The following is a 23,630-nucleotide window of genomic DNA, read 5'->3' as shown; positions in this document are numbered from 1 at the left end:
CGTTAGATTCTATGGCGCGTCGGATGCGCGGACACAAGCCCCGGGGAGGCACCGGATGGCACTGCCCAAGGAGTTCCACGAGATCGCGGGGCGCGTGAACAACTGGGGGCGCTGGGGAGCGGACGACGAGATCGGGACCCTGAATCTCATCACCGACGAGGTCGTACGCGCGGCCGTCGCCGAGGTCCGCACCGGGCGCCGGATCCCGCTCGCCCTTCCCCTCCGGCAGGGCGGGGTGCAGACGGGCCTGATCCCCGGGCGGGTCGATCCGCTGCACGCGATGGTGCAGATCAACCAGGAGCTGTTCGGGCCGGGCACGGTGGCGTGCAGCGACGACGTGGTGACCATGGGCCTGCAGGCGGGCACGCACTGGGACGCGCTCACCCATGTCTCGCACTCGGGGAAGGTCTACAACGGCCGCCCGGCGCACACGGTCACCGCGCACGGCGGCGCGGAGTTCGCCGGGATCGACAAGGCGCGGCACATCGTCTCGCGCGGGGTGCTGCTGGACGTGGCACGCGCGCGGGGCGTGGACCGGCTGGACGGCGGGCACGCGGTCACGCCGGAGGATCTCGACGCGGCCGAGGAACTCGCCGGGACCGCGGTCCGGTCCGGGGACGTCGTGCTGGTGCGGACCGGGCAGGTGCAGGTGTGCCTGGCCGGGGACAAGCACGGGTACGGCTATCCGTCGCCGGGGCTGTCCATCCGTACACCGGAGTGGTTCCACGCGCGCGATGTCGCGGCGGTCGCGAACGACACGCTCACTTTTGAGATATTTCCGCCCGAGTCGGAGAATCTCTGGTTGCCCGTGCACGCCCTGCATCTGGTGGAGATGGGGATGCTCCAGGGGCAGAACTGGAATCTCGAAGAGTTGTCCACAGCCTGTGGAGAAGCGGGGCGGTATGCGTTCCTGCTGTCGGCGATGCCCGAGCCGTTCGTCGGCGCGACGGGTACCCCGGTGGCCCCCGTGGCCGTCCTCTGAGAGGCTCCCGAGCATTGACCGGCTGGCGGCGCGCTCCCCCTCGGTCCCGCGCACGCGCCGCCCACCGGGTGCGACCCACACTCGACGAGGACCGCCGTCTCCGATCCTCGTCGTCCCCTCGCGGCGAATCGTCGCCCACAAGCCTGTTCAGGCGGTGACGGGTCGTCAACGCCGGTACGGGGGTTTGTTACGTACGCCCTGCTCAGGGCACCCGCGCACGGAGGCACCCCCGGCGCACCACCGCGCCGGGTGCTACACCGCCTCGAAGGCGAGACCCTCGTACGCGGACAGTCCGCCCCCGTACGCCATCGCTGCGCTCTCCCGGGGCTGCGAACAGCGGTCCAGTTCGCACCAGATGCTCTTGCCGGCGCCTTCCGGGCTCCAGCCCCAGCGATCGGCCAGGCAGTCGACGAGGGCCAGGCCACGGCCGCCGGTGGCGTCACCGCCGGCGCAGCGCGGCACGGGGGCGCGGGAGCTGCAGTCGGCCACCTCGACGCGCACGGTGACCGCCGCGGGCGGGTCGGCCGTCTCGGACCACTCGGCGGCACCGCACCGCACGGTCCCCTCGGCCCGCTCGGCCTGTGCGGCCCGCTCAGCCTGTGCGACCTGTGCGGCCTTTTCGAGACGCACTGCCTGCTCGGCCCTCTCGACCGCCTCGGCCCGTTCGACAGCCTCAGCCCTCTCTGCCGACTCGGTCTCCGTGCTCGGCAGGGAGAGCCTCAACACGGCCGTGCGGCCGGTGTGCACGACCGCGTTGGTCACCAGCTCGGAGACGAGCAGGATCAGGGTCTCGGCCAGCGGCTCGTCGGCCGCTATTCCCAGCCCGGCGAGCCGCGCGCGAGCCCATCTCCTCGCCCGCCCCACCTCCGTGGGGTCGGGCCGGATCTCCAGCTGCACTTGAAGCACCTGCACCGCTCACACCATCCGAACCGGCGGACACATGACCCCACGCCACCAGGCCGCCACGGCCGAAGCCGCGACGGCGATCACGAGGGCCACGATCGTAGCCATTTTCTGCATGGCCAGAACAACGGCCAGTGCAAGGGTCACGGAACGTGATTCCCTTTGGAGCCAGCATGGTTGACGTACAGTCACCCCAACAAGCGCTTCGGGCATATTCCAGCGCGAAGGAGTACGCGTGAGGCATACTGTGCGACGCTCGTGCCGGGGCATCGAACAGGCGACGGTCGAAGCCGTCACCACACCGCGAGCGGCGCTGCGCACCGCACGACCCGGCACCGCCCCAGGGGCATCGCCGGCCCGGCCCGCGCTCGCAGCCACTCGCATCCCACACAAGGTACCGGAGCGGACAGCCGACTCCGGGTCGTGACGAGTCCCGCGAAGGACACAACCGGGTATCGACGCAAAGTGATACCGGCATGCCACGATCCGCGACATCTTGGGCCAGGGCTTTCCCGCCGCCGCAGCCCAGAGGGTTGCCGGTGGCTCAGGCAACCAGTCGCGCCGCGAGAAGTTCCTCACTCTCCGTGCTCCCGCCGCCACGACGGGCCCGCACCCAGGCCCGCTTCAGATGCAGGTGTACGTCCGCCTCCCAGGTGAAACCCATGCCGCCGTGCACCTGGAGACAGTCGCGGGCACCTTGGACGGCGGCCTCGTCGGCGAGCAGACGGGCGGCGGCGATGTCGGCGGGGTCGGCGGTGACAGCGGCCGCGTAGACGGCCACGCGTGCGGTCTCGGTCCGTACCAGGAGGTCCGCGCAGAGATGCTTGACGGCTTGGAAGGCGCCGATCGGCTGTCCGAACTGCGTCCGGTTCCGGGCGTGTTGCACGGCGAGCTCGCCGACGCGTACGGCGGTGCCGAGCTGCTCGGCGGCGGTGAGCAGGACGGCCACGGGGTCCTGGGTGCCGGTGCCGGTGGCACCGGCGGCGGGAGTCCGGTGCAGCGGCGTCAGTGGGTCCAGTGAGCGCAGGGCTACGGCGCCCGACGCCTGACCTCGTACGACGTCCGCCGCCTCCAGCCACTCCACCAGCTCTCCGTCGACCGCCGCCACGACCGTCTCCCCGGTGGCCGCGCCCGGCACCGCGCCGGCGGCGAGATGCGTGGCCGCGAGCGGTCCGGGCAGCAGGGCGCGTCCCGCCTCCTCGAAGGCCAGGACCGCCTCCGGGAGCCCCAGCCCGACCCCGCCGTCCGCCTCGGGCAGCCGCAGCGCGAAGAACCCGGCGTCCCCGAGCGCCCGCCACAGCTCCCGGTCGAGCCGTCCCGGCGCGTCGACGGCCGCCCGCAACGCCTCCCGCCCGAACCGCCGCTCCAGCAGCTCCCGCATGCCCGCCCGCAACGCCTTCTGGTCCTCGGTGAGTTGGAACCGCACGCTCATCTCCCCTTCGGCAGACCCAGGATCCGCTCGGCCACGATGTTCCGCTGGATCTGCGAGGTCCCGGCGGCGATGGTGTACGACAGGGCGGACAGGCGGTCGAGGACCCACGGCCGGTCCAGGTCGAGGGCGGCCGGGCCGAGCACGTCGGCCGCCGTGTCGTACAGCTCCTGGCGGGCGTGCGAATAGCGGAGTTTGAAGACCGAGCCCCCGGCCCCCGGCACCCCGCCGTTCGCCTCCGCCTCGCTCACGTTCCACTGGGTCAGCCGCCACAGCGCCCGGAACTCCGCCTCCAGCCGGCCGAGCCGGCGGCGCAGCACGGGATCGTCCCAGCAGCCGTTCTCCCGTGCGGCGCGGGCGAGTTCGGCCAGTACCCGGCGGCAGGCGACGACCTCGCCGACGAAGGCCGTGCCGCGCTCGAAGGACAGGGTCACCATGGTCACGCGCCAGCCGTCGTTCTCCGCGCCGACCCGGTTGCCGGCCGGCACCCGGACCTCGTCCAGGAACACCTCGGCGAACTCCGCCGACCCGGCGAGCGTGCGCAGCGGCCGTACGGTGATGCCGTCGGCGTCCATGGGCATGGCCAGCCAGGTGATGCCCTTGTGTTTGGGCACGTCCGGGTCCGTGCGGACCAGCAGTTCGCACCAGTCGGCGACCTCGGCATGCGAGGTCCAGATCTTGGACCCGCTCACCACGTAGTCGTCGCCGTCGCGCCACGCGCGCGTGCGCAGCGCGGCGAGGTCGGAGCCGGCGCCCGGCTCGCTGAAGCCCTGGCACCACACCTCCTCGCCGCGCAGGATCGGCGGCAGCCAGCGCGCCCGCTGCTCGGCGGTGCCCTCGGCGGCGACGGTCGGCCCGGCGTGCAGCAGCCCGACGAAGTTGGCCCCCACGTAGGGCGCCCCCGCACGCTCCGTCTCCTCCAGGAAGATCAGCCGGGTGGTCGGCGAGGCGTCCCAGTGGACGTCGGCGTACCCGGCGTCGTACAGCATCCGCTGCCAGCCGAGGTCGTAGGCCCGCCGGCCGGGCCAGTCGGCCGGGGACGGCTTGGCCGGCAGGGTGGGCAGCGCCTTGGCGAGCCAGTCCCGCAGCCGGGCCCGGAAGTCCTCCTCCTCCGGCGTGTACGAGAGATCCACTAGCGGTCCAGGTCCAGGCCGAGCATGCGGATGGCGTTGCCCCGCATCAGCTTGTACACGGTCTCGTCGTCCAGGCCCTTCACATGGTCGAGGGCGACCTCCTTGGTGTGCGGGAAGGTCGAGTCGACGTGCGGGTAGTCGGTCTCGAAGGTGGCGTTGTCGCGGCCGACGACGTCGATCGAGGCGACGCCGTGCTTGTCACGGAAGAAGCAGCAGAAGATCTGCCGGTAGTAGTACGTCGAGGGCGGCTCGGGGACCAGGTCCCTGACCCCGCCCCAGGCCCGGTGCTCCTCCCACACGTCGTCGGCGCGCTCCAGGGCGTACGGCACCCAGCCCATCTGGCCCTCGGAGTAGGCGAGTTTGAGCTGCGGGAACTTCACCAGGACCCCGCTGAAGAGGTAGTCCATCATCGAGGCCATCGCGTTGTTGAAGCTGAGCGAGGCCTGGACGGCGGGCGGGGCGTCCGGGGAGGCCGCCGGCATCTGGGAGCTGCTGCCGATGTGCATGTTGACGACGGTGCCGGTCTCCTGGCAGACGGCGAAGAAGGGGTCCCAGTAGCCGGAGTGGATGGAGGGCAGTCCGAGGTGGGTGGGGATCTCGGAGAAGGTCACCGCCCGCGCCCCGCGCGCGGCGTTGCGCCGGATCTCGGCGACGGCCAGGCCGACGTCCCACAGCGGAATGAGACACAGCGGGATCAGCCGGCCCCCGCTGCCCCCGCACCACTCCTCCACCATCCAGTCGTTGTAGGCGCGCACACAGGCGAGGGCGACCTCTTTGTCGTGCGCCTCGGCGAAGGTCTGCCCGCAGAAGCGCGGGAAGGTCGGGAAGCAGAGGCTCGCCTCGACGTGATTGAGATCCATGTCCTTGAGGCGCTCGACGGGATCCCAGCACCCGGGCCGCATCTGCTCCCGGGTGATCCCCTCCAGCGTCATCTCGTCCCGGTCGAAGCCGACGGCGGCGATGTTGCGCTTGTACGGGAACTTCAGGTCCTCGTAGATCCACCAGTCCGTCGGCTGGCCCGCCGGGTCCATGGTGATCTGGTACTTGCCGCCGACGTAGGCCAGTTCCCCGATGCCGGCGGTCAGCGGTTGGGGCCCACGGTCCCGGTACCTGGCAGGCAGCCAGGTCCGGAAGAGGTGGGCGGGCTCGATCACATGGTCGTCGACGCTGATGATGCGGGGCAGTTCGGTCATGGTTCCCCTCGCGTTCCCCTCCGCCGGGCGGTGCTCGGACCGTACCTATCTGATGACCCGTCAGATAGCATGGCACCTGACGGTTCGTCAGCCAAGCCGGTCAGGGGGCCTACGTGAACGAGACTCCGCATTCCCTGAGTTCCGCGCGCACCCTGTGGGACCTGATCGTCCGCCGCGCCGCCCTGACGCCCGACCGCCCGGTCCTCCTCCAGGGCGACCGCCGGCTCACCTTCGGCGAACTGCGCGCGCGTGCCGAGCGGGTGGCGGCCGGCCTGTACGACAGGGGGGTGCGCCCCGGCACGGTGGTCGCCTGGCAGCTGCCGACCCGCATCGAGACGGCCCTGCTGTCCTTCGCGCTGGCCCGCCTGGGCGCCGTGCAGTCCCCGGTGATCCCCTTCTACCGGGACCGGGAGGTCGGCTTCGCGCTCCGGGAGTCGAAGGCGGAGTTCTTCGCGGTGCCGGGCGTGTGGCGCGGCCACGACCACACGGAGATGGCCCGCCGCCTGGGCGCGAGGGGGATCTTCGAGGCGTACGACGACGGCTCCTTGCCGGACGGCGACCCGTCGAAGCTCCCCGCCCCGCCCGCCGAGGGCACCTCGGTCCGCTGGATCTACTGGACCTCGGGCACCACCTCCGACCCCAAGGGCGTGCTGCACACCGACCGCTCCCTGATCGCCGGCGGCTCCTGCCTGGCGCACGCACTGCGGCTGACGGCCGACGACGTGGGCTCGATCGCCTTCCCGTACGCCCACATAGGCGGCCCCGACTATCTGGTGATGCTGCTGCTGTACGGCTTCCCGGCGGTGATGTTCGAGCACTTCGCGCTGCCGGACGCGCTGCCGGAGTACCGGCGGCACCGGGTGACGGTGGCCGGCGGCTCCACGGCCTTCTACTCCCTGTTCCTGACCGAGCAGCGCAAGCAGCCGGGCGAGAAGGTGATCCCGTCCCTCCGGCTGCTCGCGGGCGGCGGCGCGCCCAAGCCGCCCGAGGTGTACCACTCCGTGGTCCGCGAGATGGGGGTCCAGCTCACCCACGGCTACGGCATGACCGAGGTCCCGATGATCACCATGGGCGATCCGCGGGACACCCCGGAGCACCTGGCGACGACCGAGGGCCGCCCGCCGGCCGGCATGGAGATCCGGATCGTGGACGGCGAGATACGGCTGCGCGGCGAGGCCGTCTGCCAGGGCTACCTGGACCCCGCCCAGACGGCCGCCGCCTTCGACGCCGACGGCTTCCTGCGCACCGGCGACCTGGGCCGGGTGACGGACTCCGGCCACCTGGTCCTGACGGGCCGGCTGAAGGACGTGATCATCCGCAAGGGCGAGAACATCTCGGCCAAGGAGATCGAGGACCTGCTCGCCGCCCATCCCGCGATAGGGGACGCGGCGGTCATCGGCCTGCCGGACGCCGAGCGCGGGGAACTGGTCTGCGCGGTGCTGGAACAGCCGCCGGGCGCGGGCGGGTTGACGCTGCCGGAGATCGTCTCCTACCTGCGCTCGGCGGGCCTGTCCGTCCACAAGCTGCCGGAACGGCTGGAGGTGGTGGAGGCGCTGCCGCGCAACGACACGCTGCGCAAGGTGCTCAAGTACAAGCTGAGGGAGCGGTTTTCACGACCGTTTCCCTAGGCCAGTCGGGCAGCCGTCACCGCTCCTTGATCGTGTCCGCGCAAGTGGAGGCGGAAGTGGCGGCGGACGTTGCGGCGGAAGTTGCGGCGGCCTGTACGAGGTTCTGCTCCAGGCGTTCCAGGGTGCGCAGGGCCGCGGTGGGCTCGATGAGCGAGGCGCGCTGTCGCGGCACCGTGGGCCGCTCGTGACGACGGCGCGCCGGCGGCCGCGTGTCCCGTCCGGGCCCGCCGCTACATCCGGCTCAACCCCGCCGTGGCGAACAGCACGTCCCTGATCGCCTCCCGGTCGCCGACCTGTCCCACCGCGGCCTCCTCCGGAGGAATGTGGCCCGCGGCCAACTGGCAGAACTCCGTGTCGTCCAGCGCCACATGGGCCACCTCAAGGTCCGCGGAGGCGACCGCCGCAGGTGAGTCCAGCGGGATCAGCCACTCGCCGCCGGCCGCGCCCTCGATCTCCAGGCGCAAGCTGCGGCCGGGCTCGCCGGCCAGGCCGAGGTGGCGGCCGCGCGCCGGGGCCGCCAGCCCGCTCTGCCGGCGTCTGGCCAGCGCGGTGGGCAGCATGCGGGCCGTGAGGTCGATCATCTTGTTCAGATGCCGCGGCGCGGGCGGCCGGTACGGATAGTCCACCGCCTCCGCGATGTCCTCGGCGTGCACCCAGCAGGCGAAGGCGCGGTCCAGCATCGCGTCGTGCAGCGGCAGCTCGAAGTCGCCGTACGACACGGTGAGTCCGCCGGTGTGGCCGCCGGTGAAGCACACCGTGCGCACCAGGCTGTGGCTCTGCTCCCGCCAGGGTCCCCGTACCGAACGGGTCGGCGGGAAGTGGGAGGTGCGCCAGAACGCCTCGGTGCGTTCGGCCGGGCCCGGTGCCCGCCGGTCCGGCTTGCGGTCCCGGTCCGGCTTCTGGTCCGCCGCTCCGGTGACCTCGGCCAGCGGGTCCTCCAGGCCGAGCGCAACCGCGATCAGCCCGTCCACGGACAGCAGATGGGCGATCACCCCGGCCACGGTCGTGCGCCGGCTTCTCGCCCCGTCGGCCTCGAACCACCGCAGCCGCACCGGCGCATGCCACTCCGCGTCCCCGATGTCCTGCAGCAGGGCGTCGAGGCGCGCGGTCTCGGCATCGTACGCCGCCGCCCAGTCCGGGACGGGGATGCGCGGCGGCCGGCGCTCCAGGCAGCTCTCCAGGACGCGGGTGCGCAGCCCCGGGTCCAGGTCGAGGCTCTCCGGCTGGTGCAGCAGGCCGACCGCCTCGCGCAGCCGGCGGGCCTCGTCGGCGCAGCCTCCGCAGGAGCCGAGATGCTCCTCGACGGCCGCCGTCTCGGCGGCCGAACAGGCGGCCAGCGCCCAGGCGCCGAGCAGTGATTTCAGGACGTCGTGCGGCAGGTCGAGCGGCACGGGCGCGAGGTCGGCGAGGTCGGGCAGCGGACGCCCGGTGTCCTCGACGGAGGCGCGGGGTGTCGGTATGCGCGGCGGCCCGTCCGGCTCGGGCCCGCCGGTCCCGGCCGGTGTCCGCCCCGAGCCGCCGCCGGCACCGTCGCCGAAGCGGCCGTGTCCCTCCCGGCCGCCGGGACCCGCGTGCCCCGCGTGGTCCCCGTACGGCGGCCCCTCGCGCCCCTCGTCTCCCTGTCCGGCGCCGTGCCCTTCGCCGTGTCCTTCGCCGTGTCCTTGTTCTTCGCCCCGTCGCTCGTGGTCGTCATGTGCCTCGAACCGTCCCGCTCCGCTCACCCGGCACCTCCGTGGTCCGGCGGTGTCCCGGCGTCGTGGGCGGTGGAGAGCAGTTGCAGGCCGAGGCGGAGCCGGCGGCGGGCCTCGTCCTCGGTGACGCCGAGGTCGACGGCGGTCTGGCGGTAGTCCCGGCGCTGGAAGTAGGCGAGGTCGAGGGCGGCGCGCAGCGGGGTGGGCATGGAGTGGACGATGTAGTCGGCGCGGGCGGCGACCGAGGCGTGGCGCACCTTGCGCTCCAGCTCCGCCAGGGAGCCGCCGCCCGCCGGCAGCGCGGCGGTCTCGCTGGCGCGCAGCCGCTGCACGGCGAGCCGGTGGGTGACCCCGGCGACCCAGGTGCGCAGCGGGCCCTGCTTCGGGTCGTAGGTCTCGGGGTGTTCCCAGACGTGGGTGAAGACCTCGCGGGTGAGGGTGTCGGCGGCCTTCTCGTCACCGAGGACGCGGTGGGCGAGGCCGTGCACGAGCGAGGCGAACCGGTCGTACAGCTCGCCCAGGGCGGCCGCCTCGCCGCGGGCGAGCCGCTGCTGCATCTTGCGGTCCCAGCGGGGTGGTATGTCCTTCTTGGCCACGCGGTTCCCTCCCCTCACCCGTGTCCGGCCCGTCCAGCCTGTCTGCACCGTCTTCTCGAATGTAGTCGGCACCTCTGACAGTGCACGCCCCTTTGTGTCAATGTGCGCCCCTCGATGCGCCGCAGGTGATAGTGCCCCTTTCACATAACCTTCACGTAAGGAGTGTGCATCTCTGATCGAACAGGATCGGTAGTGACCGAAACAAGCCTCTTGTCGATCACGTCCAGTTTGCCGCTCGACGTTTCAGGGAACCGCCGCTGGGCAGCCGCGCAGGAAGCAAACGTAGGAACTGCTTCCGTTTCCGGGCGGTTCCGGGCTTTCCGGCGAGCGGAGGGGCATGGCCGTGGCATTCAGCGTGACCGGCGTCGAACAGGGCGAGTGGGCCGTGCTCCGGGTGTCCGGGGAACTGGACCTGATGACCTCGCCGATATTGCGTCAACGTGTGCACGACGTCGTCGCCGAGGGGAACCACAGCCTCGTCGTGGACCTCTCGGACGTGTTCTTCTGCGACTCCAGCGGGGTCGGTGTCCTCGTCGCCGCCCGCAGGCTGATCCGCTCCTGTCAGGGCCGGCTCCGGCTCATCCTGCCGGACCGGGGTGCCGACGACGGCTCGCATGTCAACCGGGTCCTCGGCGCGCTCGGCGTACGCCGGCTCTTCGACGTCCGGCCCGACCTGGAGACCGCGACGGCCGACGAGGCGGGCCCGCTCTCCGCCTGACCCGCGCCGCCCGAGCCGCACCGCCCGACCCAGCGCCGCCCGACCGGAGCCCGCTTCTTCGCGACAAGGCCACACGGTTGTCGCAGAATTCCCCCGGTCTTGGCACAACCGCCGGATTTCCGCCGTCCGACGGCCACCCGCGTCATACGCTCCCTGCCAGGTGAGTCACGCACACGTACGCCCCACCCGTACGACGCACACGTAAGGCGGTCCGAACACATATGGTCAGCACCGAGTACGAGCGCAGGATCGCCGCCCGGTTCGCCACCTTCGACCAGGACGGCAACGGCTGGATCGACCGCGAGGACTTCAGCGCGGCGGCCAAGGCGCTCCTCGCCGAGTTCACCGTGACCGCACGCTCCGACAAGGGGCAGGCGCTGTACGCCGGCGCGGAGGCGTTCTGGCAGGGCATGGCCGGCATCGCGGACCGGGACGGCGACCAGCGCATCACCCGCGAGGAGTTCGTCACCGGCGCGGTCAAGCGGCTGCGCGACAACCCGGGCCGCTTCGCCGAGATCGCCCGCCCGTTCCTGCACGCGGCACTGGCGGTGGCGGACGAGGACGGGGACGGCCGGATCAGCGTCGCCGACACGGCCCGCGTCCTGCGTGCCCTTCACGTCCAGCCGGACACCGCTCGCACCGCGGCCGAGTCCCTGGACGCGGACACCGACGGCACGATCACGGAAGCCGACCTGGTCCCGGCCATCGCCCGCTACTTCACCATCGCCGAGTAGCCGAGACTGCGCAGCCGCGACTGCGCAGCCGCTACGTGCGCAGCCGCTACCGCTGTCAGGCGAAAACGACCGTACGGCGCCCGTTGAGCAGAATGCGCCGCTCCGCATGCCACTTCACGGCCCGCGCCAGTGCCTGGCACTCCACATCGCGCCCGATGGCCACCAGCTGGTCCGGGGTCACGTCGTGCGCCACCCGCTCGACCTCCTGCTCGATGATCGGCCCCTCGTCGAGGTCGGCCGTCACATAGTGGGCCGTGGCGCCGATCAGCTTCACACCGCGCGCGTGCGCCTGGTGATAGGGCTTCGCGCCCTTGAAGCTCGGCAGGAAGGAGTGGTGGATGTTGATGATCCGGCCGCTGAGCTGCTTGCACAGGTCGTCCGAGAGGACCTGCATGTAGCGGGCGAGGACGACCAGCTCGACGCCCTCCTCACGGACGAGCTCCAGCACCTGGGCCTCGGCCTGCGACTTCGTGTCCTTCGTCACCGGGATGTGGTGGAAGGGGATGTTGTAGGAGCCCACCAGCTCCTCGAAGTCGGTGTGGTTGGAGACCACGCCCACGATCTCCACCGGGAGCGCGCCGATCCGGGCCCGGAACAGCAGGTCGTTCAGGCAGTGCCCGAACTTGCTGACCATCAGCAGGATCCGCATCTTCGCGTCGGCCCGGTTGAGCTGCCAGTCCATGTGGAAGGAGTCACCGATCGCCGCGAAGCTCGCCCGCAGCTTCTCCACCGTCACCGGCGCCTCGGCCGAGAAGTGGACGCGCATGAAGAACAGACCCGTGTCGTGGTCGCCGAACTGCTGGCTGTCCTCGATGTTGCAGCCGGTCATGAAGAGGTAGCTCGACACGGCGTGCACGATGCCCTGCTTGTCCGGGCAGGAGAGGGTGAGGACGTACTGGTCGGCCGGTGCGGCGGCCGCGGACTGCTCGCTCATGCGCTACAGGTTCTCATGGCGGCGGCCGCCGCGGGTGCTCGTTCCGCAAGGCGGGACTACGCCGTCCGCGTCATGATCTGCAGTACTTCCAGGCTCCGCGGCGGTGTGCCGGGATCCTCGCCGTCACTCGTGGCGAGCCGTATGTGCGCGTCCCGCGCCGCCCGCACCGCGTCCGGCCACCCCTCGTGCTCGAGGTACGCGGCGACCGGCGCGTCGGGGCCGACCTGGTGCATGATCCGCAGCACCCGCAGCACGGCGGTGTCCACGAGCGCCGCCTCCTGCGAGTCGCGGAAGATCGTGCCGACGTACTTCTCCGCGGACCAGTTGTCCAGCCAGGTGTCCTCCACCAGCCGGTAGACGGCGTCGGTGACGTCGCCGTACCCGTCCACGCCGGCCAGCCAGACGTTCCGCTGGAAGTCCTGGTCGGAGAGCATGTGCAGCGCCGAGCGCACATTGCTGCGCCAGCGCCACCACGGCATGTCGCTTAGAGGCATGCCGCCCATGGTGGAGGAGCGACGGCCGCGACGGGAAGAGTTCTCCGAACCTTGCACAGTCGTCGATCGTACGTTCCCCGTCACACCGGCCTCACCGACCCCCGCAATTCACCCGGGCGTCACCTTTCATTGACCCGAGGTCACTCCTCGGTTCGCGGTGTGAGGGAATCGTGCGGAGGCATGACCGGCCGGCGACGCACGATCAGTACCTTCCTCCACTCCGCCTCCCGCTCCGGCAGAGCCACCGCCCTGACCGCGGGCGCCGTGGTCCTCTGTGCGTCGCTCACCGCCGGATGCGGGGTCATCCCCGGTGCCACGGGGGGCTCCGGGGACGACTCGGTCAAGGTCATGACCTGGGCGCCGGAGGACACCAACTCGACCAACAAGCCCGGCATGCCCGCGATGGCCCTCGCCTACGCCAAGTGGATCAACGCGCACGGCGGCATCAACGGCCACAAGCTTGAGGTCCTGACCTGCAACGACCACAACGACGCCGTGGCCGCCGCCAAGTGCGCCCGGCGCGCGGCCGACGAGAAGGTGGTCGCCGTCGTCGGCTCCTACAGCCAGTTCGGCGACTCCTACCTCGCCCCGCTGGAGGGCGCCGGCATCCCCTACATAGGCGGCTACGGCGTCACCAACTCCGAGTTCACCGGCCAGCTGTCGTACCCGGTCAACGGCGGCCAGCCCGCCCTGCTGGCCGGACTCGGCAAGGCCCTCGCCGCCGCCTGCGGCAACGTCTCCCTGGTCCGCCCGGACAGCATCGCCGGCGACCAGCTGCCGGTGCTGCTCGACTCCGGGCTGAAGGCGGGCGGGCACGCGAACGCGGACGACCATCTCGCCGCCGAGGACGCCACCGAGTACAGCGACCAGTCCAATCAGGCGCTGGCGGGCGCCACCAAGGGCGCGCTGAAGAAGGGCTGTGTGGTGCCCGCGCTCGGGGACCGCACCGACACCTTCATGGACTCCTTCCGCCGGGCCCGCGAGACCTACCCCGCCGTACGGCTCGGGACCGTGCTCGGCAATGTCGACCAGACGGTGATCAACGCCACGGGCGGCGCGTCCGGGCCGTACGAGGGGGCGTACATCACCGGCTGGTACCCGCCGGCGTCCGATGCCCGCTGGGACGCGATGAAGAAGGTGATCAACGAGGAGGCCTTCGGCGACAACCGCATCGACCCCGCGGACGCCGGAGTGCAGACCACCTGGATCGCCTACACCGTGCTGAAGGCCGCCCTGGAGAAGATCGGCGACGGCGACGTGTCCGCCGACAGTGTGCGCAAGACCCTCGACGGCGGTCTGCGGGTCTCCACCGGCGGTCTCACCCCGACCCTGCAGTGGCCCTACGAGGGCAAGCTCGCCTCGGTCGGCTTCCCGCGGATGGTCAACGCCGACGTCACCCTCCAGGTGGTGCAGGACGGCCAGCTGGTCGCGGCCCGCAACGGCATCGGGGGACGGACCGGCATCAGCGACATGACCGGCACATTGGACGGCGCCGACGTGCAGTGACGCCGGCACCGGCGCCGGTCCGGCGGCCGGTGGCGCCGGCGCCTGCCGTCACAGCTGGGTGGGCTGGCGCTGGGTCAGTCCGTACTTCTGGGCGATCGCGTTCCACAGCGCCGCCGCCTTCACCTTCTGCGCGCTGGCGTTCCCGCTCTCCCGGTTGCCGGCCTCGGCCTCTTTCGTGCTGCGGGCGTGGCCCTTGCGACAGACCTTGGGCTGCTTGGCCTGGTCGGCCCAGGCCGCGTAGTGGTTGTCGGCCGCGGCGGACGCCTGCCATGCCTTGGTCAGCGCGGCGGTGAGGGCGCCGTTGTCCGGCAGCTTGTCCACGGACAGCCGACCGAGCCGGGTGACCAGGTCGCCCCGCTGCCTGGCCGCGGCGCGCAGGTCGGAGGCGGCCCCGTCGAGGTTTTCGCACTGCTTGACGCCGGCCACGGCGTTGATCACGGAGGCGCGGCTGCTGCCGCTGTCGGAGAGCAGCTTGTCCAGCTCGACCGCCTGCGCCCGGGCGGCATCGCCGCCCGCGGCGGAGCCCCCGGGGACCGGGGACGTGGCCGCGACGGTCTTGCCGTCATTGCCCTGGTCCGTGCCGCCGCCGTCGCTGAGCAGCACACCGGCGCCCACCCCGACGACGACGATGCCGACGCCGATGGCGGCGATCAGCGGTACCCGCGACTTGCCGCGGGGCGGGTCGTCGTCGTAGGCGGGCTCGTACGACGGCTGCGGCGCGCCGTACGCGGGCTGCTGCTGCCGCCCGTACGGCGGCTGCGCGGCGCCGGGGCGGGCGTCCGGCTGCTGGAGGCGCGGCAGCTGCTGGGTGGATCCGGCCGGGCCGTCACCGCCCGCCGGGCCGCCGCGGAAGAGGTTGTCGAACTCGGCCGGCGGCTGCCGGTCCCCGCCCTGCGCCTGGGCGGCGTACGGCGGGATGTACTGGGTGGCCTCCGCGTCGGACGACGCGGGCGCCGGTGCCTGCTGCCGGGGCGCGTGGCCGAGGTAGCGCGTCTCCTCGCCGGCCGACTCGGGCGGCAGGGCGCCGGCCGCCACCGGCGGGATGTACTGGGTCGCGCCCTCGTCGGCCGGGACGGCGGGTACGGGCGGTATGTACTGCGTCGCGCCCTCGGCGGCCGACGGCGCGGGGGCGGCCGGGACCGGCGGGAGGTACGGGGCGGCGCCGTCGGCCGCCGGGGGCAGCGGGGCGCGGGCAGGCGGATACGCGCCCGGCAGCGCCTGCGGCGGCGGAGCCGCGGAGGCCGCCGGAAGCGGCGCGGCGGAGCCGGGCGGCTGGGGGTACTGCTGCTGCTCGTGCTGCGACTGGTGCTGCTGGTACGGGTCGGGTGCCGCGCCGTACCCGGGCTGCTGACCGGCGCCGTAGCCGCCGTCCTGGACCGCACCCTGGGTGCCGTGCTGGTCGTACGACGGGGCCGGGCCGTACGACGAGGCCGCCGGGGTGCCCTCCGGGGGCAGCGGGCCGGGGTTCCCGGCGGACGGCTGCCCGCCCGGGGCGTCCGGAGTCTGCCACTGCTGGGCCGCCGCCGGGGGCCAGCCCTGGCCCGACTGCGGCGGCTGCTGCTCGGGCCCCCACGAACCGCCCCAGGCCTGCCCGCCGGCCGGGGCGGCGGGGGCGGGCGCGCCGGTCATGCCCGGCAGCAAGGGCTCGCCTCCGTCGGAGGGCAGCACGATGCCTTCGCGCGCGGGCTGGGCCGCGGCCTCCTCGCCCTGTCCACTCTGCGTCACCGGGACTCCTACTAATGGGGGACCTTGTGAATCGGGCTCACGCTACCGGGTCCCCCGAGCCAGGTGCGAGGCAGCTCAGGGCGCGATGTTTTTGCCTGTGACAGCGGTAACAAAACCGTCCCGCGGCGCGCTGTTGTATGGCACCCTCGTGCGCCCCCGCGCGCCTCCGGATGCCGTTCGCCTGGTGTTCACGCAACCGCGGGGCCGGTGTTCAGGCTGCCTGCTGGAGATCGAGGCGCGCCCCGAACTCCCTTACCACCGCCTCCTCCCGGAAGGGTTCCAGGCGCTGCTGCAGGTCCTCCAGATATTCGGCGCCCCGGTTGGAGCGGAGCGTCTCCAGCAGCTCCACCGCCTTCAGACCGGTGTTGCAGGCCTGTTCGATCTCCCGCTGCTGCACCTGGGCCGTGGCGAGCAGCACATAGCCGATGGCGCGGCGGCGGGCCCGGGTCTCGGGATGCCCGGCCAGCGACCGCTCGGCGTACCGGGCCGCCTGCTCGGGCTGCCCGAGATCGCGGTGGCAGTGCGCCAACTCGTCGGCCAGATAGGCCTCGTCGAAGTGCCGGATCCACACCGGGTCGTCGCCGGAGGAGTCGTCCGCCTGCTCCATTGCCGCCACCGCCCGCCCGGTGGACGCCTGTGCGGCGCGTACGTCGCCGAGCAGGGCGTGCCCGCGCGCCTCCGCCGCGTGGAACATCGCGTCCACGCGCGGGGTCACCTGGCCGCGCGCCCCCTCCTGCGCCGCCCGCGCCAACTGGGCGATCTCGCGGGGGTTTCCGAGCTGCGCGGCGAGGTGGCTCATGGACGCGGCGAGGACGTAACCGCCGTAGCCCCGGTCCCCGGCGGCCTGGGCGAGCCGCAGCGACTGGATGTAGTAGCGCTGGGCCAGCCCCGGTTGCCCGGTGTCCACGGCCATGTAGCCCGCCAGCTCGGTCAGCCGGGCGACCGCGGCGAACAGTTCCCGCCCGACCGTCTCCCGGTACGAGCCCGCGAGCAGCCCGGAGACCACGCTGTTGAGGTAGTGCACGACCACGGGGCGGACATGCCCGCTGCCGAACTGGTGGTCCAGTTCGGTCAACGCCTGGGTCATGGACCGTACGGCCGCCACGTCGGCCTGTCCCACGCGCGGGCCCGCCTGCCGGGCCACCTGGGCGTCCGGCGCCGAGATCAGCCAGTCCCGGCTGGGCTCGACCAGCGCGGAGGCGGCGACGGAGGAGCCGGACAGGAAGTCCCGCCGGCCCACGTCACTGCGCCACAGCTCGCAGACCTGCTCGATGGCCCCCAGTACCGTCGGCGAGAACTGGAGACCGACCCCCGAGGCGAGGTTCTTGCCGTTGGCCATGCCGATCTCGTCGATCGTGACCGTACGGCCGAGCTTGCGCCCGAGCGCCTCCGCGATGATCGCCGGGGCCCGGCCCCGCGGCTGCTGTCCGCGCAGCCAGCGGGCCACGGACGTCTTGTCGTAGCGCAGGTCGAGCCCGTGCTCGGCGCCGCACATGTTGACCCGCCGGGCCAGCCCGGCGTTGGAGCACCCCGCTTCCTGGATGAGTGCCTGCAGCCGTTCGTTCGGCTGCCTCGCCACGAGAGGCCTTGCGGCCATGTGCTACCCCCTGCGTTGCGATCCCCTGGAGCAGACGATCAGTTCAGGAAGACCACTGCCCAGCTGACATACCGCCAATGCGCGACATGTGCCGTTTGCCGGGGTAGCGGCGGATGCAACCCCTCCCCTGGCTACCCACCTCACCCCGTACTTCCCCCTGCGCGCCCCCGGACGTGCATCCATGCGCCCCGACTGCGGAATCGATGCTCCACCCCCGCGCATGCCCCAGCCGTAACTCCAGGTGGGCGTGGGAGTTGAGAGGAGCGTGGAAGAGACGATCGCGGGCGCCCAGAACAGTCAGATTGCCGGTCAGATTCCGCAGCAGCGCGGGGAATCGCTGCTGGAGACGGCCGTACGCTACGCCGAGGAGCGGCACTGGGACGTGTCCCCGGGCACCTGGCTGGAAGCGGTCGCCGGAATGCAGCGCTGCTCGTGCGGCGATGCCTCTTGCCCTGCGCCGGGTGCGCACCCCGCGCGCCCCGACTGGGCGACGCAGGCGACGGGCAGCGCGACCGTCGCGCGCCGGATGTGGCAGAAGCAGCCGACGGCGTCGATCCTGCTGCCGACGGGGCGGACCTTCGACGCGCTGTCCGTCCCGGAGAGCGCCGGGTTCCTGGCGCTGGCCCGTATGGAGCGGATGGAGCTGACACTCGGGCCGGTGACGCTGGCTCCCGACCGGCGTATGCAGTTCTTCGTGCTGCCGGGCGGGTCCGCGAAGGTGCCGGATCTGGTGCGCAAGCTCGGGTGGTCGCTCGCGTCCCTGGATCTGGTGGCGCTGGGCGAGGGGGCGTATGTGGCCGCTCCGCCGACTCGGTTCGGGTCTCGTGGGGCCGTGCAGTGGGCTTGCCGGCCCACCCCGGCGAATCGGTGGCTGCCGGATGCGGAGGAACTGATCTCGCCGCTTGCCTACGCGTGCGGCCGGGATCGCTGACGTGCGCCCACGCGGCGTCAGCCGCACATCGGGCACAGCCCCGCGCCCCTGAGGAAACTCGGCCTCACCTACTGTGCATGCATGACCGAAGCTGCAGTACGCGTGCGTGGGCTCTGGAAGCGGTTCGGGCAGCAAGTCGCTGTCGGGGGGATCGATCTTGAGCTGCCCGCCGGGAAGTTCATAGGACTGGTCGGGCCGAACGGGGCCGGGAAGACCACCACGCTCTCCATGGTCACCGGGCTGCTGCGGCCCGACGAGGGCACCGTGGAGGTCGTCGGGCACGACGTGTGGCGGGATCCGGTGGCCGTCAAGGCACGGATCGGGGTGCTGCCCGAGGGACTGCGGCTGTTCGAGCGGCTGTCGGGGCGGGAGCTGCTCGGCTACTCGGGGCGGCTGCGCGGGCTGCCGGGGGCCGAGGTCGACAAGCGGGCCACCCAGCTGCTGGACGTGCTCGACCTGGCCGGGGCCCAGCACAAACTCGTCGTCGACTACTCGACCGGCATGCGCAAGAAGATCGGGCTCGCCGCCGCGCTGCTGCACAACCCCGAGGTGCTCTTCCTGGACGAGCCGTTCGAGGGCGTCGATCCGGTGTCCGCGCAGACCATCCGGGGCGTACTGGAGCGCTACACCGCCTCCGGGGCGACCGTCGTCTTCTCCTCCCACGTCATGGAACTGGTCGAGTCGCTGTGCGACTGGGTCGCGGTGCTGGCGGCAGGCCGGATCCGCGCGACCGGCACGCTGGCAGAAGTCCGCGGCACCCATCCCACTCTCCAGGGGGCGTTCCTGGAGCTGGTCGGGGCGAGCGGGCGGGACGCCGGGTCCGATCTGGACTGGCTGGGCGGCGGGGCGGCCCGATGACGAACCTCACCTCCACCGTCGTACGGCTGAAGCTGTCGCTGCTGCGGAACGGGCTGCGGCAGTCCGGAGGCCGGCGGGCCGCGTTCGTCGTCTCGGCGGTCGTCGCGGTCCTGTTCGCACTGCTGCAGCTGCTGGGGCTGCTCGCGCTGCGCGGGCACGCGCACGCCGAGGCCGTCGCCGTACCGGGTACGGCCGTGCTGGCGCTGGGCTGGGCGGTGCTGCCGCTGTTCTTCCCGACCGGCGACGAGACGCTGGACCCGACCCGGCTGGTGATGCTGCCGCTGCGGCCCCGGCCGCTGGTGCGGGCGCTGCTCGCGGCCTCCCTGGTCGGCATCGGCCCGCTGTTCACGCTGCTGGTGCTGGCGGGGTGCGCCCTGGCCGTGGCGCACGGGGCCGCGGGGTACGCCGTCGCGGTGCTCGCCGTCGCCCTCGCGCTGCTGGTCTGCGTGGCGCTCGCACGGGCCGTGGCCGCCGCCAACGTACGGCTGCTGACCAGCAGGAAGGGCCGCGATCTGGCGGTGCTGAGCGGGCTGGTGATCGCGGTCGGGGCGCAGCTGGTCAACTTCGCCGCGCGGCAGCTGGGTTCGGCGGGCCTCGGGCAGCTGCAGCCGGTCGCGGACGCGCTGGGCTGGGTGCCGCCCGCGTCGGCGGTGGCGGCGGTGCGGTCGGCGAGTGACGGGGCGTACGGCATGGCGATCGCCCAACTCGCCGTCACCATGGCCGGGTTGGGGGCGCTCGTCGCCCTGTGGGCGCGCAGCCTGACCCGGCTGATGACCGCGCCCGATGGCTCCACGCTGCAGGCCGCCGACGCCGGCGCCCAGGGCCGCACCCCGGACGGGCTCGGACGGCTGCTGCCGGGCGGGCGCACGGGTCCGGTCATGGAGCGCGCCCTGCGCTACATCTGGCGGGATCCGAAGACCAAGGCCGCCTGGGTGACCTCGCTCGCGATCGGGCTGATCGTGCCGGTGTTCAACGCGGCGCAGGGCACCGGGTCGATCTACTTCGCGTGCTTCGCCGCCGGGATGCTCGGCATCCAGATGTACAACCAGTTCGGGCAGGACACCTCCGCGTTCTGGATGGTGGCCACGACCATCTCCTCACCGCGTGATGCCTACGCCGAACTGCGCGGCCGCGCCCTGGCCCTGCTGCTGGTCACCCTGCCCTACGCGACGCTCGTGACGGCGGTGACCGCGGGCGTGCTGGGCGCGTGGTCGCGGCTGCCGGAGGTGCTGGGGCTGTCCTTCGCCCTGCTCGGCGCGATGCTCGCGACCGGCGCCTGGACCTCGGCCCGTTTCCCGTACTCCATCCCCCAGGAGGGCCACAAGAACGTCGCCCCGGGCCAGGCGGGCCTCGCCTGGATCGGCATCTTCGGCGGCATGATCTCCGCAGCCCTGCTCTGCGCCCCGGTCATCGCCGTCGCCATCTGGCTCCATGTGAGCGCGGACGGGGAGGACTGGAGGTGGCTGCTCCTGCCGGTGGGGGCGGCGTACGGCGCGGGGGTGACCTTCCTGGGCCTGCGCCTGGCAGCTCCGAGGACAGCGGCGCGACTTCCGGAGATCCTGACGGCGGTGAGCAAGGGTTAGCAAGGCTGCGGCCCCTGGCGGCGCGGCGAGCTGCAACCCCCAGGGGCGCGGGGAACTGCGCGATCAGCCACGACAGACCCGCAGCCGCCGACGAACCACCGACCCGGCAGACGACATGGCGCCCTCAGTCCCCGAGCACCCCGTCAAGAAACGGCAGCACAGAAGCCCGCCAGGCCAGCGGCAGCTCATAGTGGGCGAGGTGCCCGGCATCGGCGACCTCCGCATACGCCCCCGCCGGAAGCACCCGCACCATCTCCTGCGCCTCCGCCCGCCCCAGCTCCCCGTCCACCCCACGCACCACCAGCGTCGGGCAGCGCACCTGCGCCAGCTCCTCCCAGTGCGCGTCGTACACCCAGCTCTCCCGGGTCCGCAGCATCAGCTCCGGCTCGAAGACGGGGCGCCAGCCGTCGGCGGACTCGTGCATGACCTCGGCGTAGAACGCGCCGCGGGCCGGGTTCGGCCGCTCCACCCACGGGTCGTCCTCACCGAACCACTTGCGTACGTCGGCCAGCGTGGCGAAGGGGACGGGCCAGGCCCGGAACCACTCCGCCCACTCCCGCTGCGAGGCCGCGCCCAGCGCGGAGGCCCGCATGTCGCAGATGATCAGGCCCCGGACCAGTTCGGGACGCTTCGCGGCGAGCTGCCAGGCGGTCAGCGCGCCCATGGCGTGGCCGACGAGGACGGCGGGGGTGAGACCGAGCTGTTCGAGGGCGGCCTCGGCGTCCTCGACGTAGGCCTCGCGGGTGTAGGCGGACCGGGGGGACTTCTCGCTCTGGCCGTGCCCGCGCTGGTCGAGGGCGACGGCGCGGTGGCGTGCGGCGAGCCAGCGGGCCGTCGAGGCCCAGTGGGAGGCGCGGCCCATCAGGCCGTGCAGTAACAGCACGCCCGGAGCGCCGGGCTCCGCCTCCGCCCGGCCCTGCACCGGATCGGGACCCGTCTTGGGAGGGTCGGCGAACTCCCAGGCAGCCAGGCGCACGCCACCCGATCCCGTCACGTCGATACGCCGTGCCATGGGCCTGGCACCCCCAGCTCCGCCTGCCTCGTACCGGTGTACTGCCGTACTCGCTCGTACTCGCTGCTGTCGCTGTCGTGCTCGTCCTGCCGCCGCAGACTATCGAATACCCATTCGAAAACGCTGCCTCTGCGGACAACACCCCTCATTCGAGTGACACCCCTCAAGGAATGATCGCCGCCGCGCAGGGGATCTGTACTGGCGGGAGGCGGACCGCTCGGGGAAAAACGGTCCGAGGGGATGACCCTGAGAGCTCGGGGCTCCGGGTCAGCACAGGGGAGGACAGGCCCCGGCGCCACACGGCGCCGGGGCCCTCACCTGTTCAGCGCTTGGCGACGAACACGTGCGAGGCGACGTCCGCCTCCAGCTCGGCCGCCTCGCCACCGCTGCCCACCAGGACACCGCCGGCCGACTCCGTCACGCTCACCACGGAGCCGGGCTGCACACCCGCGCGCCGCAGCGTGTACATCAGCTGCGCGTCCGTCTGGATCGGCTCGCCGATCCGGCGGACGACGACCGTCTTGCCGTCCGAGCCCGGGTCGAGGTCGGCCAGCGAGACCATGCTCTCGTCCAGGAACGGGTTGGCGCCGTCCTTCTCGCCCAGCTCCTCCAGGCCCGGGATCGGGTTGCCGTACGGCGACTCGGTGGGGTGCCGCAGCAGCTCCAGGACGCGGCGCTCCACGGCCTCGCTCATCACGTGCTCCCAGCGACAGGCCTCCGCGTGCACCTGCTCCCACTCCAGGCCGATCACATCGACGAGGAGGCACTCGGCCAGCCGGTGCTTGCGCATCACGCGCGTGGCGAGCCTGCGGCCCTCGTCGGTCAGCTCCAGATGGCGGTCGCTGGCCACGGACACCAGGCCGTCGCGCTCCATGCGCGCCACCGTCTGGCTCACCGTCGGCCCGCTCTGGTCCAGCCGCTCCGCGATGCGGGCGCGCATGGGGACGACGCCTTCCTCTTCGAGCTCGAGGATGGTGCGGAGATACATCTCCGTGGTGTCGATCAGTCCGGACATACGTGCCCCTCGATTACCTCTGCCGGAAGCCCGGCGCGTGCGCTGGCCCTGGCACCAATTCTGCCGGATCCCACTGACAATCGGGGGCCGGCGGGAAAACGGGGGGCCACCGTGGGGATTCCGGCCGTCGAGGTGCCGTATTGACACCGCACTGGTCCAGACCGCACGGTGATCCGCGACACAGACGCTGCGAAGGGGCACCGCATGAGCGACGGCACGCCTGCCGACCTGTTCTTCGACGCCGCCATCGGCCTGCTGCGACGGGTCCGTGAGGAGGAGGCCGAGCCGATCGCCGCGGCCGGCACCCTGCTCGCCGACACGGTCGCCGCCGGTGGCCGGCTGTTCGCCTTCGGCGCCGGGCACTCCTCGCTGGCCGCTCAGGACGTCGTCTACCGGGCGGGCGGCCTCGCCCTGATGAACCTGCTCGCCGTGCCCGGCGTCGTCGGTGTCGACGTCACCCCGGCCACCCTCGGCTCCGCCCTCGAACGCGTCGACGGCCTCGCGAGTGCCGTCCTGGACACCTCACCGGTGCGCGCCGGCGACGCCCTCGTGATCATCTCCCTGTCCGGCCGCAACGCCCTGCCCGTGGAGATGGCCCGCGGCGCCCGCGCCCTCGGCCTCAAGGTCATCGGCGTCACCTCGGTCGCCTACGCCGCGCAGACCAGGTCCCGGCACGCCTCCGGCACCTTCCTGAAGGACCACTGCGACATCGTGCTGGACTCGAAGATCGCGGTCGGCGACGCGGAACTCACCCTCGACACCATCCCGGCACCCTTCGCGCCCGCCTCCACCGTCGTCACCACCGCCCTGCTGCAGGCCGTCATGGCGACCACCGCCGCCACCCTCGCCGACCGGGGCATCGAGCCGCCGCTGCTGCGCTCCGGCAACGTCGACGGCGGCCACGAGTGGAACGGCCGCGTGATGCAGGAGTACGGCGACCGGATCTTCTACCGGCGCTGAGCCCCATA

Annotated in this window: 23 protein-coding genes; 9 read left to right on the top strand and 14 right to left on the bottom strand. The window is 72.3% G+C overall.

The genetic code is table 11. The annotated features are described in order from the left end of the window. Positions 1-55 precede the first annotated feature (55 nt). The gene (locus tag AB5L52_RS24860) at positions 56-982 is read left to right on the top strand and encodes a cyclase family protein (RefSeq protein ID WP_369366261.1); all 927 of its coding nucleotides are present in this window, start codon (positions 56-58) and stop codon (positions 980-982) included. A gap of 252 nt (positions 983-1,234) precedes the next feature. On the opposite strand, the gene AB5L52_RS24855 is transcribed toward AB5L52_RS24860, so the two are convergent. From AB5L52_RS24855 to AB5L52_RS24835, 5 genes are all read right to left on the bottom strand, one after another. Beyond that, complete coding sequence (locus AB5L52_RS24855; protein ID WP_369368964.1) at positions 1,235-1,879, bottom strand: ATP-binding protein; 645 nt, start codon at positions 1,877-1,879, stop codon at positions 1,235-1,237. 18 nt (positions 1,880-1,897) lie between these two features. Continuing rightward, complete coding sequence (locus AB5L52_RS24850) at positions 1,898-2,032, bottom strand: hypothetical protein (protein ID WP_351028840.1); 135 nt, start codon at positions 2,030-2,032, stop codon at positions 1,898-1,900. A gap of 397 nt (positions 2,033-2,429) precedes the next feature. Next, entirely contained in the window at positions 2,430-3,311 is an 882-nt protein-coding gene (locus AB5L52_RS24845) for an acyl-CoA dehydrogenase family protein (RefSeq protein WP_369368963.1), read from the bottom strand. A 2-nt stretch (positions 3,312-3,313) separates the two neighbouring features. Beyond that, the gene (locus tag AB5L52_RS24840; protein ID WP_369366260.1) at positions 3,314-4,447 is read right to left on the bottom strand and encodes an acyl-CoA dehydrogenase; all 1,134 of its coding nucleotides are present in this window, start codon (positions 4,445-4,447) and stop codon (positions 3,314-3,316) included. Continuing rightward, positions 4,447-5,640, bottom strand: a complete 1,194-nt coding sequence (locus tag AB5L52_RS24835) for an amidohydrolase family protein (RefSeq protein WP_369366259.1) — start codon at positions 5,638-5,640, stop codon at positions 4,447-4,449. The genes AB5L52_RS24840 and AB5L52_RS24835 overlap by 1 nt, the downstream gene beginning before the upstream one ends. A 113-nt stretch (positions 5,641-5,753) precedes the next feature. On the opposite strand from AB5L52_RS24835, the gene AB5L52_RS24830 reads away from it, so the two are divergent. Beyond that, positions 5,754-7,268, top strand: a complete 1,515-nt coding sequence (locus AB5L52_RS24830; RefSeq protein WP_369366258.1) for a class I adenylate-forming enzyme family protein — start codon at positions 5,754-5,756, stop codon at positions 7,266-7,268. Between the two features lie 16 nt (positions 7,269-7,284). Here AB5L52_RS24830 and AB5L52_RS24825 read toward each other — a convergent pair whose 3' ends face one another. The 3 genes from AB5L52_RS24825 to AB5L52_RS24815 are packed head-to-tail and all read right to left on the bottom strand — an operon-like array spanning position 7,285 to position 9,555. After that, positions 7,285-7,440, bottom strand: coding sequence for a hypothetical protein (locus AB5L52_RS24825; RefSeq protein ID WP_369366257.1), 156 nt, complete (start codon positions 7,438-7,440; stop codon positions 7,285-7,287). Between the two features lie 58 nt (positions 7,441-7,498). Then, positions 7,499-8,989 carry a zf-HC2 domain-containing protein gene (locus AB5L52_RS24820; RefSeq protein ID WP_369366255.1) on the bottom strand — a complete coding sequence of 497 codons (1,491 nt, stop codon included), beginning with the start codon at positions 8,987-8,989 and terminating at the stop codon, positions 7,499-7,501. Next, the gene (locus AB5L52_RS24815) at positions 8,986-9,555 is read right to left on the bottom strand and encodes a sigma-70 family RNA polymerase sigma factor (protein ID WP_369366254.1); all 570 of its coding nucleotides are present in this window, start codon (positions 9,553-9,555) and stop codon (positions 8,986-8,988) included. The genes AB5L52_RS24820 and AB5L52_RS24815 overlap by 4 nt, the downstream gene beginning before the upstream one ends. Positions 9,556-9,892: 337 nt before the next feature. Between AB5L52_RS24815 and AB5L52_RS24810 the strand changes: the two genes are divergently transcribed. Both AB5L52_RS24810 and AB5L52_RS24805 read left to right on the top strand, forming a co-directional pair. Beyond that, entirely contained in the window at positions 9,893-10,273 is a 381-nt protein-coding gene (locus AB5L52_RS24810) for an STAS domain-containing protein (protein WP_369366252.1), read from the top strand. A gap of 221 nt (positions 10,274-10,494) precedes the next feature. Continuing rightward, a complete protein-coding gene (locus AB5L52_RS24805) occupies positions 10,495-11,007 on the top strand; it encodes an EF-hand domain-containing protein (protein WP_351028829.1) in 513 nt (170 codons plus the stop codon). A gap of 55 nt (positions 11,008-11,062) precedes the next feature. On the opposite strand, the gene purU is transcribed toward AB5L52_RS24805, so the two are convergent. Both purU and AB5L52_RS24795 read right to left on the bottom strand, forming a co-directional pair. Next, positions 11,063-11,941 (bottom strand): formyltetrahydrofolate deformylase, encoded by an 879-nt coding sequence (gene purU / locus AB5L52_RS24800; RefSeq protein WP_351028828.1) that lies wholly within the window; start codon positions 11,939-11,941, stop codon positions 11,063-11,065. Positions 11,942-11,997: 56 nt separating this feature from the next. After that, entirely contained in the window at positions 11,998-12,444 is a 447-nt protein-coding gene (locus AB5L52_RS24795) for a hypothetical protein (RefSeq protein WP_351028826.1), read from the bottom strand. Positions 12,445-12,615: 171 nt separating this feature from the next. Between AB5L52_RS24795 and AB5L52_RS24790 the strand changes: the two genes are divergently transcribed. Further along, positions 12,616-13,941, top strand: a complete 1,326-nt coding sequence (locus AB5L52_RS24790) for an ABC transporter substrate-binding protein (protein ID WP_351028824.1) — start codon at positions 12,616-12,618, stop codon at positions 13,939-13,941. Between the two features lie 48 nt (positions 13,942-13,989). On the opposite strand, the gene AB5L52_RS24785 is transcribed toward AB5L52_RS24790, so the two are convergent. Together AB5L52_RS24785 and AB5L52_RS24780 are read right to left on the bottom strand one after the other, a co-directional pair. Continuing rightward, complete coding sequence (locus tag AB5L52_RS24785) at positions 13,990-15,666, bottom strand: hypothetical protein (protein ID WP_369366249.1); 1,677 nt, start codon at positions 15,664-15,666, stop codon at positions 13,990-13,992. Positions 15,667-15,877: 211 nt separating this feature from the next. Continuing rightward, complete coding sequence (locus AB5L52_RS24780) at positions 15,878-17,263, bottom strand: transcriptional regulator (protein ID WP_369366247.1); 1,386 nt, start codon at positions 17,261-17,263, stop codon at positions 15,878-15,880. A 265-nt stretch (positions 17,264-17,528) separates the two neighbouring features. On the opposite strand from AB5L52_RS24780, the gene AB5L52_RS24775 reads away from it, so the two are divergent. From AB5L52_RS24775 to AB5L52_RS24765, 3 genes are all read left to right on the top strand, one after another. Further along, positions 17,529-18,194: a bifunctional DNA primase/polymerase gene (locus AB5L52_RS24775; RefSeq protein ID WP_351028819.1), complete on the top strand. Its 666-nt coding sequence runs from the start codon at positions 17,529-17,531 to the stop codon at positions 18,192-18,194. A gap of 81 nt (positions 18,195-18,275) precedes the next feature. Then, the gene (locus AB5L52_RS24770) at positions 18,276-19,052 is read left to right on the top strand and encodes an ABC transporter ATP-binding protein (protein WP_351028818.1); all 777 of its coding nucleotides are present in this window, start codon (positions 18,276-18,278) and stop codon (positions 19,050-19,052) included. Further along, a complete protein-coding gene (locus AB5L52_RS24765) occupies positions 19,049-20,635 on the top strand; it encodes a transporter (protein ID WP_369366244.1) in 1,587 nt (528 codons plus the stop codon). The genes AB5L52_RS24770 and AB5L52_RS24765 overlap by 4 nt, the downstream gene beginning before the upstream one ends. A gap of 124 nt (positions 20,636-20,759) precedes the next feature. On the opposite strand, the gene AB5L52_RS24760 is transcribed toward AB5L52_RS24765, so the two are convergent. Together AB5L52_RS24760 and AB5L52_RS24755 are read right to left on the bottom strand one after the other, a co-directional pair. Beyond that, complete coding sequence (locus AB5L52_RS24760) at positions 20,760-21,647, bottom strand: alpha/beta hydrolase (protein WP_351028814.1); 888 nt, start codon at positions 21,645-21,647, stop codon at positions 20,760-20,762. Positions 21,648-21,969: 322 nt separating this feature from the next. Further along, a complete protein-coding gene (locus AB5L52_RS24755) occupies positions 21,970-22,662 on the bottom strand; it encodes a metal-dependent transcriptional regulator (RefSeq protein ID WP_351028813.1) in 693 nt (230 codons plus the stop codon). A 204-nt stretch (positions 22,663-22,866) separates the two neighbouring features. Between AB5L52_RS24755 and AB5L52_RS24750 the strand changes: the two genes are divergently transcribed. Beyond that, positions 22,867-23,622 carry an SIS domain-containing protein gene (locus AB5L52_RS24750; protein ID WP_351765831.1) on the top strand — a complete coding sequence of 252 codons (756 nt, stop codon included), beginning with the start codon at positions 22,867-22,869 and terminating at the stop codon, positions 23,620-23,622. Positions 23,623-23,630 lie beyond the last annotated feature (8 nt).

The sequence above is a fragment of the Streptomyces sp. CG4 genome (assembly GCF_041080655.1).
Classification (GTDB): Bacteria; Actinomycetota; Actinomycetes; order Streptomycetales; family Streptomycetaceae; genus Streptomyces.
Note: the sequence above shows the minus strand (reverse complement) of the source record. Positions and strands in the feature narration are given on the sequence as shown.

Bases quoted from the DNA above. Each gene is read 5' to 3' on its own strand.
- AB5L52_RS24760 (WP_351028814.1), bottom strand. From the start codon at position 21,647: ATGGCACGGCGTATCGACGTGACGGGATCGGGTGGCGTGCGCCTGGCT.
- AB5L52_RS24810 (WP_369366252.1), top strand. From the start codon at position 9,893: ATGGCCGTGGCATTCAGCGTGACCGGCGTCGAACAGGGCGAGTGGGCC.
- AB5L52_RS24805 (WP_351028829.1), top strand. From the start codon at position 10,495: ATGGTCAGCACCGAGTACGAGCGCAGGATCGCCGCCCGGTTCGCCACC.
- AB5L52_RS24770 (WP_351028818.1), top strand. From the start codon at position 18,276: ATGACCGAAGCTGCAGTACGCGTGCGTGGGCTCTGGAAGCGGTTCGGG.
- AB5L52_RS24755 (WP_351028813.1), bottom strand. From the start codon at position 22,662: ATGTCCGGACTGATCGACACCACGGAGATGTATCTCCGCACCATCCTC.
- AB5L52_RS24750 (WP_351765831.1), top strand. From the start codon at position 22,867: ATGAGCGACGGCACGCCTGCCGACCTGTTCTTCGACGCCGCCATCGGC.
- AB5L52_RS24765 (WP_369366244.1), top strand. From the start codon at position 19,049: ATGACGAACCTCACCTCCACCGTCGTACGGCTGAAGCTGTCGCTGCTG.
- purU (WP_351028828.1), bottom strand. From the start codon at position 11,941: ATGAGCGAGCAGTCCGCGGCCGCCGCACCGGCCGACCAGTACGTCCTC.
- AB5L52_RS24835 (WP_369366259.1), bottom strand. From the start codon at position 5,640: ATGACCGAACTGCCCCGCATCATCAGCGTCGACGACCATGTGATCGAG.
- AB5L52_RS24795 (WP_351028826.1), bottom strand. From the start codon at position 12,444: ATGGGCGGCATGCCTCTAAGCGACATGCCGTGGTGGCGCTGGCGCAGC.
- AB5L52_RS24780 (WP_369366247.1), bottom strand. From the start codon at position 17,263: ATGGCCGCAAGGCCTCTCGTGGCGAGGCAGCCGAACGAACGGCTGCAG.
- AB5L52_RS24860 (WP_369366261.1), top strand. From the start codon at position 56: ATGGCACTGCCCAAGGAGTTCCACGAGATCGCGGGGCGCGTGAACAAC.
- AB5L52_RS24790 (WP_351028824.1), top strand. From the start codon at position 12,616: ATGACCGGCCGGCGACGCACGATCAGTACCTTCCTCCACTCCGCCTCC.